Below are 12432 nucleotides of genomic sequence, written 5' to 3'. Positions count from 1 at the left end.
TCACACCAGCTTCCCTTCGAGAACGGTCGGGCGGCCGCGCAGCAACGTGGCCACGACCCGGCCAGGAAGCGTCATGCCCTCGTACGGCGTGTTGCGGCTCTTGGAGGCCATCGCCGCCGGATCCACCGCCGTGCGGACCGAGGGATCGTAAAGCGTGATGTTCGCGGTCGCGCCCGCCTCCAGGGGGTTGCCGTGCCCGCTCAGCCTGCCGATCCTGGCCGGCCGGTAGGACATGCGGTCGGCGACGCCGGCCCAGTCGAGCAGGCCGGTCTCGACCATGGCCTCCTGGACCACCGAGAGCGCGGTCTCCAGACCGATCATGCCCATGGCCGCCGCGGCCCACTCGGTCTCCTTGTCCTCGACCGGGTGCGGGGCGTGGTCGGTGGCGACGCAGTCGATCGTCCCGTCGGCGAGCGCCTCGCGCAGCGCCATGACGTCCTCGTTCGTGCGCAGCGGCGGGTTCACCTTGTAGATCGGGTTGTACGGCCCGACGGGGGAACGCTCCACGCACGAGTCGGTGAGCAGCAGGTGGTGCGGCGTCACCTCGGCGGTGACGTCCCAGCCCTTCGACTTCGCCCAGCGGATGATCTCGACGGAGCCCGCCGTGGAGACGTGGCACACGTGCAGCCGGGAGCCGACGTGGGCGGCCAGCAGGCAGTCCCGGGAGATGATCGCCTCCTCGGCGACCGCCGGCCACCCCGTCAGGCCGAGCCTGCCGGAGACCTCGCCCTCGTTGATCTGGGCGCCCTCCGTGAGGCGCGGCTCCTGGGCGTGCTGGGCGACGACGCCGTCGAACGCCTTGACGTACTCCAGCGCCCGGCGCATCAGCACGGCGTCGGAGACGCACTTGCCGTCGTCGGAGAAGACCCGGACCCTGGCGGCGGAGTCGGCCATGGCGCCGAGCTCGGCGAGCTGCCTGCCCTCGAGGCCCGACGTCACGGCGCCGACCGGCTGGACGTCGCAGTGGCCGTATTCCTGGCCGAGCCGCCAGACCTGCTCGACCACACCGGCGGTGTCGGCCACCGGCGAGGTGTTGGCCATGGCGTGGACGGCGGTGTACCCGCCGCGCGCGGCGGCCTGGGTGCCGGTCTCGACGGTCTCGGCGTCCTCGCGGCCGGGCTCGCGCAGGTGCGTGTGCAGGTCGACCAGGCCGGGCAGCGCGATCAGGCCGGTCGCGTCGATCGTGTCGGCGTTGCCCGCCTTGCCGGCGGCCGGACCGATCTCGGCGATCACGCCGTCCCTGACGAGGATGTCGCGCGGCTCCCCGCCGAGTACGCGGGCGTTCTTGATGAGGATGGTGCTCACAGGTCTCCCCCGATCGCGGGCTCGGACCCGCTCAGCAGCAGATAGAGAACGGCCATGCGGACGGTCACGCCGTTCGCCACCTGCTCCACGATCGTCGAGCGGGGCGAGTCGGCGACCTCGGCGGAGATCTCCATGCCGCGGTTCATCGGTCCGGGGTGCATGACGATCGCGTCGTCGTGCAGGCGGGCGAAGCGCTCCCGGTCGAGGCCGTAGCGGCGGCTGTACTCCCGCGCGGAGGGGAAGTAGGCCGCGTTCATCCGCTCCAGCTGCACGCGGAGCATCATCACGACGTCCGACTTCGGCAGGACCGCGTCGATGTCGTACGAGATCTGGCAGGGCCAGGTGTCGACAGACACGGGCAGCAGGGTCGGCGGGGCGACCAGGGTCACCTCGGCGCCGAGGGAGTGCAGGAGCAGGACGTTGGAGCGGGCGACCCGGCTGTGCAGGACGTCGCCCACGATGGCGACCTTGAGCCCGTCGATCCTGCCCATCCTGCGGCGCATGCTGAACGCGTCGAGCAGCGCCTGGGTGGGGTGCTCGTGGGTGCCGTCGCCCGCGTTCACCACGCTGCCGCGGACCCAGTTGGCCAGCCGGTGCGGCGCGCCGGAGGCGCCGTGCCTGATGACGACCGCGTCGGCGCCCATGGCCTCGAGCGTCAGCGCGGTGTCCTTGAGCGACTCGCCCTTGGACACGCTCGACCCCTTGGCCGAGAAGTTGATGACGTCGGCGGACAGCCGCTTGGCCGCGGCCTCGAACGAGATGCGGGTGCGAGTGGAGTCCTCATAGAAGAGGTTGACCACCGTGCGGCCGCGCAGCGTCGGCAGCTTCTTGATGGAGCGCTCGGAGACCCGGGCCAGTTCCTCGGCGGTGTCGAGGACGAGCAGGGCGTCGTCGCGGGTCAGGTCGCCCGCGGAGATGAGGTGCCGCTTCATCGTGCTCACCGCTCCCCGTTCGCTTCGCCGGCCGCGGCCGCGGGCCGGTCGTCTCCCTTGATGAGCAGCACGGCGTCCCGCCCGTCGATCTCCTCGAGATAGACCTTGACCTTCTCGCTCTTGGAGGTCGGCAGGTTCTTGCCGACGTAGTCGGCCCGGATGGGCAGCTCCCGGTGGCCGCGGTCGACCAGGGTGGCGAGTTGGACGGCGCGCGGCCGGCCCACGTCGTTGAGCGCGTCGAGCGCCGCGCGCACGGTCCTGCCGGAGAAGAGCACGTCGTCGACGAGGACGACCGTCCTGCCGTCCACACCCTCCGGAGGAAGGTCCGTACGGCCGAGCGGGCGGGCGGGCCGCAGCCGGAGGTCGTCGCGGTACATCGTGATGTCGATGGCGCCGACGGGCACCTTCACGCCCTCGAACTGGGAGATGCGCTCCGCGATCCGGAGCGCCAGCGTGGCGCCGCGGGTCGGGATGCCGAGAAGCACGACTCTTTCCGCACCCTTGGTGCGTTCGAGGATCTCGTGCGCGATCCGGGTCAGCGCCCGGTGGATGTCGGGGCCCTCAAGGACCGCACGAGCCTGATTTCGGGCATCGGACATGGAGATATCACCACCTTTCCCGCCTCACAGGACGGGTCTTAAAAGGGTGTCTGGCCGCTTCACACTACCAGCACGGCCTCGGAGCGCCCGGACGGGTCACCCCTCCTGCCAGCGGCGATGCCCGTACAGACGGCCGCGTTCGCTCTGGGCGTCACTCCCGGAAAAGCCGAGGCAGGCTCGGATGGGGGGATTGAGGGGAGAGCACTGTTTGGAGCTCTTTTTTCCAATCAGCTTGACCTTTGACAGTGGCGGCTTTACCGTCACTGTCCGTAACCACAACACACGACCTTCCTGGGTAAAACCCGACGCAGTGGTCACCGAAGGTGCCTGGTCCAGGTGCGCGCCCCGGTGTTCTGCGCATACGGGACAAGGAAGCAGAATCAAGTGAGAACAGACATAGAGAGCCGGGGGCCACACAATGCCGTCTGACTACGCCAAGTCGCTCGGCGCGCGACTGCGCGCGATCCGCACCCAGCAGGGCCTGTCCCTGCACGGGGTCGAAGAGAAGTCCCGTGGCCGGTGGAAGGCCGTCGTGGTCGGCTCCTATGAGCGTGGCGACCGCGCGGTGACCGTGCAGAAGCTGGCCGAGCTTGCCGAATTCTACGGTGTTCCGGTGTCGGAGCTGCTCCCCGGCGGGGCCGCTCCCAGCCCGCTGGCCCCCGCGCCGAAGCTTGTCATCGACCTGGAGCGGCTCTCGCAGCTCCCGAAGGACAAGGCCGGCCCGCTCGCCAGGTATGCCGCGACCATCCAGAGCCAGCGTGGTGACTACAACGGCAAGGTGCTGTCGATCCGCCAGGAGGACCTGCGCTCGCTTGCGGTCATCTATGACAAGTCGCCGGTCGAGTTGACCGAGGAGTTCATCAGCTGGGGCGTTCTCGACGCGGAGGCCCGCCGGGCCGTGGAGTCCTTCTGACGCTCCGCGCCCTCATCGAGCGCCGCCATTGAACGTCTTCGTCAAGCACTGAACACACATGACCGAATCGGGGCTCCGAGCTGCCCGGCCCGGCCGCCCGCAGCCCCGATTCGCACACGTCACCCACCACGCGCCCCCGCGCTCCGCGCCGTGCGAACCTGTCCCGCCGTCGGACGTGCGAACCTGTCCCGCCGTCGGACGTGCGAACCTATCCCGCCATCGGAAGAGCCGACTGGCCGGGCACCCCGAGGATGGCCTCGACCTCGCCGACGAACCTGTCCGCCTCGGCGATGAGCTCCTCGGCGTCTCGCTGACTGACCACGCGGGTCATCCCCGCCTCGGCCGCCGCGCGTTTCGTGGCGCTCACCGCGAAGAAGGCGGCCCACTCGGCCAGCTTGGGCTCGGCCTCGGGCAGCAACTCCCAGGCGCTCCGCAGCCGGCGGCGCCGCCCGTCCATCGGCCTCGGGCGCGCGGCGAGCACGGCCGCCGCCGCACGCAGCGCCGCGAGATGAGCCGACACATACCTGTCCGCCGGGGTGGGGCCGCCAAGGGCGTCCGCCAGGCAGGAACGGGCGTCCGCGAGATGCGCCAGAGCGGCCTGCGGGACCTTGGGCCCGCTCCTGCGGTCATCGACCTGTCCAGTCACGCCCGCCTCCTCGAGTCGTGGCCTCCGGCGTTGCTCGCCGGCGAGATCACCCTTGCAAACCGCACCGACAATTTGTCACGGCGGCCGGACGAGGAGCTTCCCCTCTCCCCGTCCGGCCCACGCCGTGGACCGCACCGCGCTCGTCTCCGCCGACGACGAAGGCACGGCATCCAACGGGATGAATGCGAGCCGCGAGTCTCACACTCACTGCATCGAACATAAATTCGACCAGGTTCGCTGTCAAGGACCATAGCGAACAAGGGTTCGATTGATCATGTGACGACCGCCCTGGTCAACGACCTCCGGAAGCACCGGAAGCCCTGCGGGGAAGGGACTCGCCGTCTCCGGCCGACCCCGAAGGTGATCGCCTGTTCCGCCGGCGCGCCGCGATCTGTGACCGTTCCCGGAACGGTCCACGCCGACGTACGGAACGTCCGCAGGTCGCGCGCTGCGGGCATCCGGACCCGGCACCGTTCCGCGGCGGCCGCGCCGTCCCGGGCATGGCGCAGGCCCGGAGCATGTCACCCCGGGCATGGCACGGGCCCGGGGCATGTCGCCCCGGGCCCGTCAGCGATCAGTCCGGACGCTGCGTGGTGTGAATCGGTCCGCGATCGGTGCGCGATCAGCCCAGATCAGCATGAATCAGCATGAATCAGCATGAATCAGGCTGAACCGGCGTGGATCGGTGCGCGATCGGCGCGGGTGGACGCGGTGTGAAGGTGTGGACTCGCTGTGGACTCACTGTGGACTCAGCGTGCGAACTTGCCGCGCACGTGCACGGGAACGCCGGTGCCGAGCATGCCGGGCAGGATCTCCGCCACGTTCATCGGCAGCCGCACGCAACCGTGGGACGCCGGATAGAGCGGCACGGACAGCGCACCATGGAAGGCGATGCCGCCGTTGAAGAAGATCGGGTTGTACAGCTGCCCCAGGTAGGACCGGTGCCAGCCGCTCCGGCGCCAGGTCGTCTTGTAGTCTCCCGTCGGCGTCCTGGCACTGCCGGTGAACTTCGTCCGCTTGCCGTTCCACATGGCGTACTCGGTGTAGGGGATCCCGCTTCCGGATGAGATGTGCGAGATGAGCTTCACCTCGCCCCCGGAGTACAGCACCATGATCTGCTGGGTCAGGTTGACCTCGGCCCGGTCCGGCTTGCCACCCGGCACCAGGACCTTGGGCGCCTTCGGGTTCTCCAGTGCCCGCCAGGTGCGGCTCGCCACCGTGCTCGTCGGCTTGATGCCCTGGACCTTCTGGAAGGCCCAGACCGCGGCCTGGGTGGTCCCGCCGTACTTGCCGTCGAGCGCGCCGGGCACGTAACCGAGTTCCTTCAGCCGGACCTGCAGCGCCTTGACCTCGGTCCCCTTGGATCCGGGCTTGAGCGTACGGCCCGGCGCGGCGAACGACGAGAACGCGGCGGAAGCGGCGCGGATCCCCGAGCCGGCCGTGGCCGCACTCGCCGGCGTCACCCTCACGGGCGCCGTGACCCTCACCGGCGCGGCGGCGGCCACCGGCCGCACCCGCGCGGTGTCGCCCGGCTGCACCTGCTCGGCCCCCGCCGTTCCGCAGCCCGCGAGCGTCACGACCCCCACCGTGACCAGCGTCGCGGCGGCCAGCCACCGTCGTGCCCCCATTGGGATCAACCCTTTCAGTTCTCGCACTTCTCTCAGTTTTGGATCAAAGGACATTAACCCACGGATCAAGCGTCCGGGGTACTTGCCTTGGGGCCGTAATGCGTGGCCCACGGCCTGTCCACCTGATTAGAGTTGCCGGATGCCAGAAAAGTTGCATCCGAGCGTGGTCCGTGTGACAGAGGTCCTGCGCTCCCATGACGTCGAAGGTGATGTCGTGGTTTTTCCCGAATCCGTGCCGACGGCCGCCGCGGCGGCGGCCCAACTCGGCTGCGAGGTCGGAGCGATCGCCAACAGCCTGATCTTCGACGCGGACGGGGCACCTCTCCTCGTGCTCACCAGCGGCGCCCACCGCGTGAACACCGACCTGATCGCCGGGCTTGTCGGCGCGGCGAAGGTGCGGCGGGCCACGCCGGAGTTCGTACGCGAGCACACCGGGCAGGCGATCGGAGGCGTCGCGCCCGTGGGTCACCCCGCGCCGGTGCGCACGCTGGTGGACACGTGGCTGGGCAAGCACGGCGTCGTCTGGGCGGCGGCCGGGCACCCGCACGCGGTCTTCCCCACATCGTTCGATGAGCTGATCAAGATGACCGGCGGCACCCCCGCAGAAGTGGAATGACCCGTCGCGATCCCGGCCACGGACCGCCCGTCGAGGGTCGCGCGAGGGCCGGGATCCACGAACTCCCACAAACTCCCATGAATCCCACAGATCTCCCCTCCGAGATACCCGTAGATCCCCGCAGATCTCCGCATAAAAGCCCGTATGTCCCGGTGACTTCCTGTAAGTCCTGGTAGCTCCCCGGGTCGGTGATCGTGGTTCGCGTGTGTGGCACGGCCGGTGCCCCGTGATGGACGACTTTGCTAGTGTGCGGAAAGTGATCGAATTGCGACGCGTCGGACCCGACGAGTTCATCGCGGCACTCGACACGGTGCTCGCCATCTACACGGCTGCCATGCGTCCGCCTTCCGATCAGCTCTCCGGCCGCCTCGGCATCATGCGCAACCACGCCACCTATCCGGACTTCGTCTGCGTCCTCGCCGAAGACCCCGGGATCATCGGCTTCGCGTACGGCTTCCACGGGATGCCGGGCCAGTGGTGGCACGACATCGTCGCCAGATCGCTGACGGACCGGTCCGGGCCTCTCGCCGCCGACGAGTGGTTCGGCGACGCGCTGGAGATCGCCGAGATCCACGTCCTTCCCGGCCATCAGTGCAAGGGCATCGGTCGCCGCCTGATCCACACGATCTGCGACGGGCGGCCCGAGCGCACCGCCGTGCTCTCCACGCACGACGCCCCGACCGTGGCCAGGCGGCTCTACCGCAGCATCGGCTTCACCGATCTCATGACGGGCTTCGCCTTTCCCGGCGGACGCGAGAGCTACGCGATCGCCGGAACGAAGCTCCCCCTGGCCCCGGGAAGCTGAGCGGGCTCAGGCGGACAGCGCGGCCGGGCTCTGGCCCAGCGCCTGGAACACCTCGCGGGTGGCGCTCGACCTGTTGAAGGTGATGAAGTGGATCCCCGGCGCGCCCTCGTCGAGCAGTGTCTGGCACATCTCGGCCGCGTGCTCGATGCCCAGGCGGCGCACCGCGGCGGGGTCGTCGGCGACTTCCGCGAAGCGGGCCGCCACCTCGGGTGGGAACGGCGCGCCCGAAAGCTGTTCGGAACGGGCGATCGTGCTCATCTGGGTCACCGGCATGACGCCCGGGATGATCGGCGTGTCGCAGCCCATAGCGGCCACCCGGTCACGCAGGCGAAGGTAGTCCTCCGCGCGGAAGAACATCTGCGTGATCGCGTAGTCGGCCCCCGCCTGGCACTTGCGCACGAAGTATTCGGTGTCCGACTCGATCGTGGCGGACCGCGGGTGCTTGTACGGGAAGGCCGCCACGCCCACGCAGAAGTCGCCGGACTGGCGGATCAGCCGTACGAGGTCCTCGGCGTACTGCACGCCCTCGGGGTGCTTGATCCACTCGTCGAGGGGATCGCCGCCGCGCGGGTCGCCTCGTACGGCCAGGATGTTGCGCACGCCCGCGTCGGCGAACCTGCCGATCAGGTGACGCAACTCCTTGATGGAGTGGTCGACGGCGGTGAAGTGCGCGACCGGTGTGAGCGTCGTCTCGTGGGCGAGGCGCTCCACGATGTCCACCGTGCGGTCACGCGTGCTGCCGCCGGCGCCATAGGTCACGGAGACGAAGGTCGGTCGCAGCGCCTCCAGCTCGCGGATCGCCCGCCAGAGTTGCCGCTCCCCCTCGTCGGTCTTCGGCGGGAGGAACTCGAAGGAGAATGACCGCTCCCCCGCGGCGAGCATCTCGCGGACCGTCGGAACGCGGTCGGGAAGTCGTGACGGGAGACCCAAAGCCATGGTGACAAGGCTACCGCTCCTCTCCCTACCGGTCGCCTCCCCTCTCGCCATGCGGACGAATCATGGCCGCTTTACTACCACCTGCCACATATGTCTCCCCAGGTCTCCACTGTTCGATCTATGCCGGTTACGCTCAGAGGCATGACCACTTCCGCCGCCCCTCTCGACCTCGTACGTTTCGAAGTGGATCGTTCTCTCCGAAGGTTCCTCGACGACCAGCGACCGTTCTTCGACGACCCCCAGTTCGCCGTTCTGCTGACCGCCGTGGACGACTTCATCGCCGGAGGCAAGAGGCTGCGCCCAGCCTTCTGCCACTGGGGATGGCGCGCGGCGGGCGGTGCGGATGATCCAGCCCTCTACAGCGCCGCGGCCTCGCTCGAACTGCTGCAGGCCAGCGCACTCATCCATGACGACGTGATGGACGCCAGCGACCTGCGGCGCGGCATGCCCGCCGCGCACCGCCGGTTCGAGCGGCTGCACGCCGAATCCGGCTGGCACGGCTCGGCGGAGCAGTTCGGTGAGGGGGCGGCGGTCCTGCTCGGCAACCTGCTCCTCATCTGGGCGGGGCAGATGTGGCGGACCAGCGGTGTGCCCGACGACGCCCTCGCCGCCGCGCAGCCGGTCTACGACCACATGCGCACCGAGCTGATGTTCGGGCAGTACCTCGACCTGCTGGAGCAGGCCAAGGGTGAGAGCACCTTCGAGAGCGCCCTGCGGGTCGCGCTGTACAAGAGCGGCAAGTACTCGGTCGAGCAACCGTTGCGGCTCGGCCTCGTCCTGGCGGCCCGTGGCGTGACGCCGTGGATCGACCAGCTCTGCGTCGAGTACGGGCAGAAGGTGGGCATCGCCTTCCAGCTACGCGACGACGTACTCGGGGTCTTCGGCGATCCGGCCGAGACCGGCAAGCCGGCGGGCGACGACCTGCGCGAGGGCAAGCGCACCATGCTGATCGCGCGAACCCTCGCGGCCGCCTCCGACGCCCAGGCCGAGGTCGTACGGACCCTCCTCGGCGATCCGAAGCTGGACGAGGAGGGCGTCGAGCGGCTCCGCATGGTCATCGAGGAGACCGGAGCGCTGCTCCAGTGCGAGGAGATGATCAAGCGCTATCTCGACGACGCGCTCCGCTCCCTCGATCGCGCGCCCATCGAGTCCGAGGCGCGTGACGCGCTCGGAGCCCTGGCCGTCGCCGCCACCACGCGGCGCACCTGACCCGTCCGGACCCGTCCGGTATCCGCCCGTCCCTCCCCGCTGTGCCTTTCCGCCCGTCCGTTTCCGCCTGCCCGGCCGCCGCCGAGCGGCGGCCGGACGACGGCTAAACGAGGGTTGGACTATGGCGGAGGCTGCCGTAGGAGGGGGACCGCCCAGCGGGAGAGTGCGGTACCGGCAAGACCCGGACACCTCCGGAACCCATGATGGGTCGATCCGGAAGGACGTTCCCGCTAGTCAGCGCCGGGCGTGCCGAACGCTCGCCTGCTGTGCATGAGCAGTTCACGCAGCGCCGGGCTGTGCGTGCTCCTCCACACCAGGGCGAGCAGGGCGGGCGTTTCGAGATCGTCGATCGTGAGTGCGGTGAGCCGGTCGCGGTAGCGCTCGGCCATCGAACGGCTGAGCACGCCGACGGCGAGCCCACGCGCGGCGAGGTCGGCGACGGCGTCCGCGGCGCTGGCCTGCAGCGCGACCACCGGTTGGAGGTTCCGCGCCGCGCATGCCTGGTCGAACACCGTACGCAGACCGGTGCCGGGCGGCATGCACACGATCGGGTGGGCGCACACGTCACGCAGGACGACCCTGCGCCGCTCCGCCAAGGGGTGGCCGTCCGGGACCGCCACGACGAGCCGCTCGCTGATGATCGTCAGCGCGTCCAGCCCTTCGGGGGCGGCGGTCGCGATCCCGACCAGAGCCAGGTCGAGGGTGCCGGCGCGCACCCCCTCGACGAGCCGGTCGGAGTTGTCCTCCAGGAGCGAGATCTCCACGCCGGGATGCGCCCGGTGGAACGCGGCGAGGGCGTCGAACAGCGGCGTGACGGTGCAGCCGATGACCATCCCGACCGTGAGGCGCCCCCGGATCAGGTCGGTCACCTCACCCACCGCCTGGCCGACCGCCGAAGCGGCGGCGAGCGCGGCGCGGGCGTGTTCGAGCGCGGCCTTTCCCGCCACGGTGAGGGTGGCGGTGCGCGCCGAGCGGTCGAAGAGCTCGGCACCGAGTTCACGTTCCAGCTGACGGATCTGGGCGCTGACGCCGGACTGGCTGATGTGGACGCGCTCGGCCGCCCGGGTGAAGTTCCGCTCCTCGGCGACCGCGACGAAGTATTCCAGCTGTCTCAGCTCCATGACTGTGGATTCTAGTTTCCATCAGTTCTATCTGTTGGACTTCTACTGGCGGGCGAGCCAGGGTGGGAAGCGTCGAAGCGCCCCCATCAGGAGGAATCCATGCCGGAGTACGAGAAGGCCATGCGACCCGAGGACATCACCCGCCTGTTCGTCGAACGATCCAACGCCGGTGACGCGGCCGGAGTCGCCGCGCTGTACGAAGAGAACGCGGTGATGGCCTATCCGCCCGGCGGCCGGACGGTGGGCCGCGAGGCGATTCGCGCCCTGTGGGAGAAGGTGCTGGCCAACCGTCCCCGCTTCGAGCCGGAACAGCCGCTGCCGACACTGGTCAGCGACGACATCGCGCTCACCTCCACCCCGCCGAAGGACGGGGCCGGCGCCCGCGCGCAGGTCGTCCGGCGCCAGCCGGACGGGAGCTGGCTACGCCTGCTCGACCAGCCCGAGTTCGTCTCCCCCACCCACTGAGCCACCCGCCGGGAAACGTGGGTGCCGACGTGCGCACGTGGCCGCCGCCGACGCGGGCCGGCCGACGCCGAGCCGGTGTGCCTACGCCGAGCCGGTGGGCCGCCTCCCGAGAGGGCAGCGGCGATCAGAGAGACACGGCGTCGAGGCGGGACCGCAGCGCGGCCGTCGCCGCTGCCGGGTCCTCGGCATCCGTGATCGCCCGCACCACCACGACCCGGCGCACGCCGTGGGACACGACCTCGTCCAGGTTGCCGAGGTCGATGCCGCCGATGCCGAACCAGGGCCGGGCCGTACCCAGGCCGGCGGCGTGCTCGAGCAACGCGACACCGGGCGCGGGACGGCCCGGCTTGGTCGGCGTGGGCCAGATCGGCCCGCAGCAGAAGTAGTCGACTCCCTGCTCAGACGCCGCGGCCGTCGCCTCGGCCGCGGAGTGGGTCGACCTGCCGATCAGCACGTCGGGCCCGAGGATCTCCCGGGCGACGGGAACCGGCAGGTCGTCCTGGCCGAGATGCAGGATGTCGGGGCGCGCGGCGAAGGCGACGTCGGCGCGGTCGTTCACGGCGAGCAGGGCGCCGTGCCGGTCGCACGCGTCACGGAACACCTCGAGCAGCGCGAGCTCCTCGCGCGCCTCCAGCCCCTTCTCACGGAGCTGGACGATGTCCACACCGGCGGCCAGCACGGCGTCGAGGAACTCGGGCAGGTCGCCACGGGCCCGCCGGCCGTCGGTGCACAGGTACAGCCGGGCGCCGGCCAACCGCTGTCGGAGATTCACGTGACTACGATGCCATGCCCCCGAGGGTCGATCAGAACCCGAGGGCCTGCGCCCTGCGCTTGACCTCGGTGTGCCGTCCGGCGCTGATCGCGTCGATCGGCGCCCCCGGCAGCGACTCGTCGGGCGTGAAGAGCCAGCGGATCGACTCGACCTCGTCGAATCCGGCGTCGGCGAGCACGGTGAGCGTGCCGGGCAATCCCTTGAGCACGTCGTCCGGCCCGAGGAACCTCGCCGGGACCTGCGGCCCCCCGCCGCCGTTCCTGCGGGCGCCGACGAGCTTCTTGTCCTTCAGGAGCTGCTTGGCCCTGCCGATGGTCAGTCCGAGTCTCTTCGCGACCTCAGAGATGGGGAGCCACTCCCCTACGAGCTGGTCGGTCTCTCTGTCGATCTGCGCAACAGTAAGCGTCACAAATCCACGATTACCACAGGTGCCTGCCGCAAAACACCTCGATTGCGGCGCGCCCGGTAAAGCTTGGCGGGGATCC

At 69.9% G+C, this 12432-nt stretch carries 14 protein-coding genes; 5 read left to right on the top strand and 9 right to left on the bottom strand.

Features of this window, described 5'->3' with window-relative positions; all coding sequences use genetic code 11:
* Genes IMZ11_RS22045 through pyrR form a run of 3 tightly spaced genes read right to left on the bottom strand, consistent with a single transcriptional unit; the run spans position 1 to position 2836 of the window.
* On the bottom strand, positions 1–1305 hold the full coding sequence (locus IMZ11_RS22045; protein ID WP_228644244.1) for a dihydroorotase: 1305 nt from the start codon (positions 1303–1305) through the stop codon (positions 1–3).
* Positions 1302–2237 carry an aspartate carbamoyltransferase catalytic subunit gene (locus tag IMZ11_RS22040; RefSeq protein WP_228644256.1) on the bottom strand — a complete coding sequence of 312 codons (936 nt, stop codon included), beginning with the start codon at positions 2235–2237 and terminating at the stop codon, positions 1302–1304. The genes IMZ11_RS22045 and IMZ11_RS22040 overlap by 4 nt, the downstream gene beginning before the upstream one ends.
* Positions 2238–2242: 5 nt before the next feature.
* Entirely contained in the window at positions 2243–2836 is a 594-nt protein-coding gene (gene pyrR / locus IMZ11_RS22035; protein ID WP_228644243.1) for a bifunctional pyr operon transcriptional regulator/uracil phosphoribosyltransferase PyrR, read from the bottom strand.
* Between the two features lie 418 nt (positions 2837–3254).
* Here pyrR and IMZ11_RS22030 point away from each other — a divergent pair, with 418 nt between their 5' ends.
* A complete protein-coding gene (locus IMZ11_RS22030) occupies positions 3255–3749 on the top strand; it encodes a transcriptional regulator (RefSeq protein ID WP_061256674.1) in 495 nt (164 codons plus the stop codon).
* A 208-nt stretch (positions 3750–3957) separates the two neighbouring features.
* Here the strand turns inward: IMZ11_RS22030 and IMZ11_RS22025 are convergent, their stop codons facing one another.
* Both IMZ11_RS22025 and IMZ11_RS22020 read right to left on the bottom strand, forming a co-directional pair.
* On the bottom strand, positions 3958–4395 hold the full coding sequence (locus IMZ11_RS22025) for an SAV_6107 family HEPN domain-containing protein (RefSeq protein ID WP_228644242.1): 438 nt from the start codon (positions 4393–4395) through the stop codon (positions 3958–3960).
* A gap of 749 nt (positions 4396–5144) precedes the next feature.
* Positions 5145–6023 carry a L,D-transpeptidase family protein gene (locus tag IMZ11_RS22020; protein ID WP_228644241.1) on the bottom strand — a complete coding sequence of 293 codons (879 nt, stop codon included), beginning with the start codon at positions 6021–6023 and terminating at the stop codon, positions 5145–5147.
* 139 nt (positions 6024–6162) lie between these two features.
* On the opposite strand from IMZ11_RS22020, the gene IMZ11_RS22015 reads away from it, so the two are divergent.
* Together IMZ11_RS22015 and IMZ11_RS22010 are read left to right on the top strand one after the other, a co-directional pair.
* Positions 6163–6639, top strand: coding sequence for a YbaK/EbsC family protein (locus IMZ11_RS22015; protein WP_228644240.1), 477 nt, complete (start codon positions 6163–6165; stop codon positions 6637–6639).
* A 256-nt stretch (positions 6640–6895) separates the two neighbouring features.
* Positions 6896–7444: a GNAT family N-acetyltransferase gene (locus tag IMZ11_RS22010; protein WP_228644239.1), complete on the top strand. Its 549-nt coding sequence runs from the start codon at positions 6896–6898 to the stop codon at positions 7442–7444.
* A 6-nt stretch (positions 7445–7450) separates the two neighbouring features.
* Here IMZ11_RS22010 and metF read toward each other — a convergent pair whose 3' ends face one another.
* Positions 7451–8380 carry a methylenetetrahydrofolate reductase [NAD(P)H] gene (gene metF, locus IMZ11_RS22005; protein ID WP_228644238.1) on the bottom strand — a complete coding sequence of 310 codons (930 nt, stop codon included), beginning with the start codon at positions 8378–8380 and terminating at the stop codon, positions 7451–7453.
* A 141-nt stretch (positions 8381–8521) separates the two neighbouring features.
* On the opposite strand from metF, the gene IMZ11_RS22000 reads away from it, so the two are divergent.
* Complete coding sequence (locus tag IMZ11_RS22000; RefSeq protein ID WP_228644237.1) at positions 8522–9589, top strand: polyprenyl synthetase family protein; 1068 nt, start codon at positions 8522–8524, stop codon at positions 9587–9589.
* A gap of 230 nt (positions 9590–9819) precedes the next feature.
* Here IMZ11_RS22000 and IMZ11_RS21995 read toward each other — a convergent pair whose 3' ends face one another.
* Positions 9820–10710 (bottom strand): LysR family transcriptional regulator, encoded by an 891-nt coding sequence (locus IMZ11_RS21995; RefSeq protein WP_228644236.1) that lies wholly within the window; start codon positions 10708–10710, stop codon positions 9820–9822.
* 99 nt (positions 10711–10809) lie between these two features.
* Here IMZ11_RS21995 and IMZ11_RS21990 point away from each other — a divergent pair, with 99 nt between their 5' ends.
* Positions 10810–11175, top strand: coding sequence for a nuclear transport factor 2 family protein (locus IMZ11_RS21990; RefSeq protein ID WP_228644235.1), 366 nt, complete (start codon positions 10810–10812; stop codon positions 11173–11175).
* Positions 11176–11299: 124 nt separating this feature from the next.
* Here IMZ11_RS21990 and thiE read toward each other — a convergent pair whose 3' ends face one another.
* Positions 11300–11947 carry a thiamine phosphate synthase gene (thiE, locus tag IMZ11_RS21985; protein WP_228644234.1) on the bottom strand — a complete coding sequence of 216 codons (648 nt, stop codon included), beginning with the start codon at positions 11945–11947 and terminating at the stop codon, positions 11300–11302.
* Positions 11948–11978: 31 nt separating this feature from the next.
* Positions 11979–12356, bottom strand: coding sequence for an Rv2175c family DNA-binding protein (locus IMZ11_RS21980; protein WP_228644233.1), 378 nt, complete (start codon positions 12354–12356; stop codon positions 11979–11981).
* Positions 12357–12432 lie beyond the last annotated feature (76 nt).

The organism is Microtetraspora sp. AC03309, assembly GCF_020826795.1.
Classification (GTDB): domain Bacteria; phylum Actinomycetota; class Actinomycetes; order Streptosporangiales; family Streptosporangiaceae; genus Microtetraspora; species Microtetraspora glauca.
This window is presented reverse-complemented; position numbering and strand designations above follow the sequence as displayed.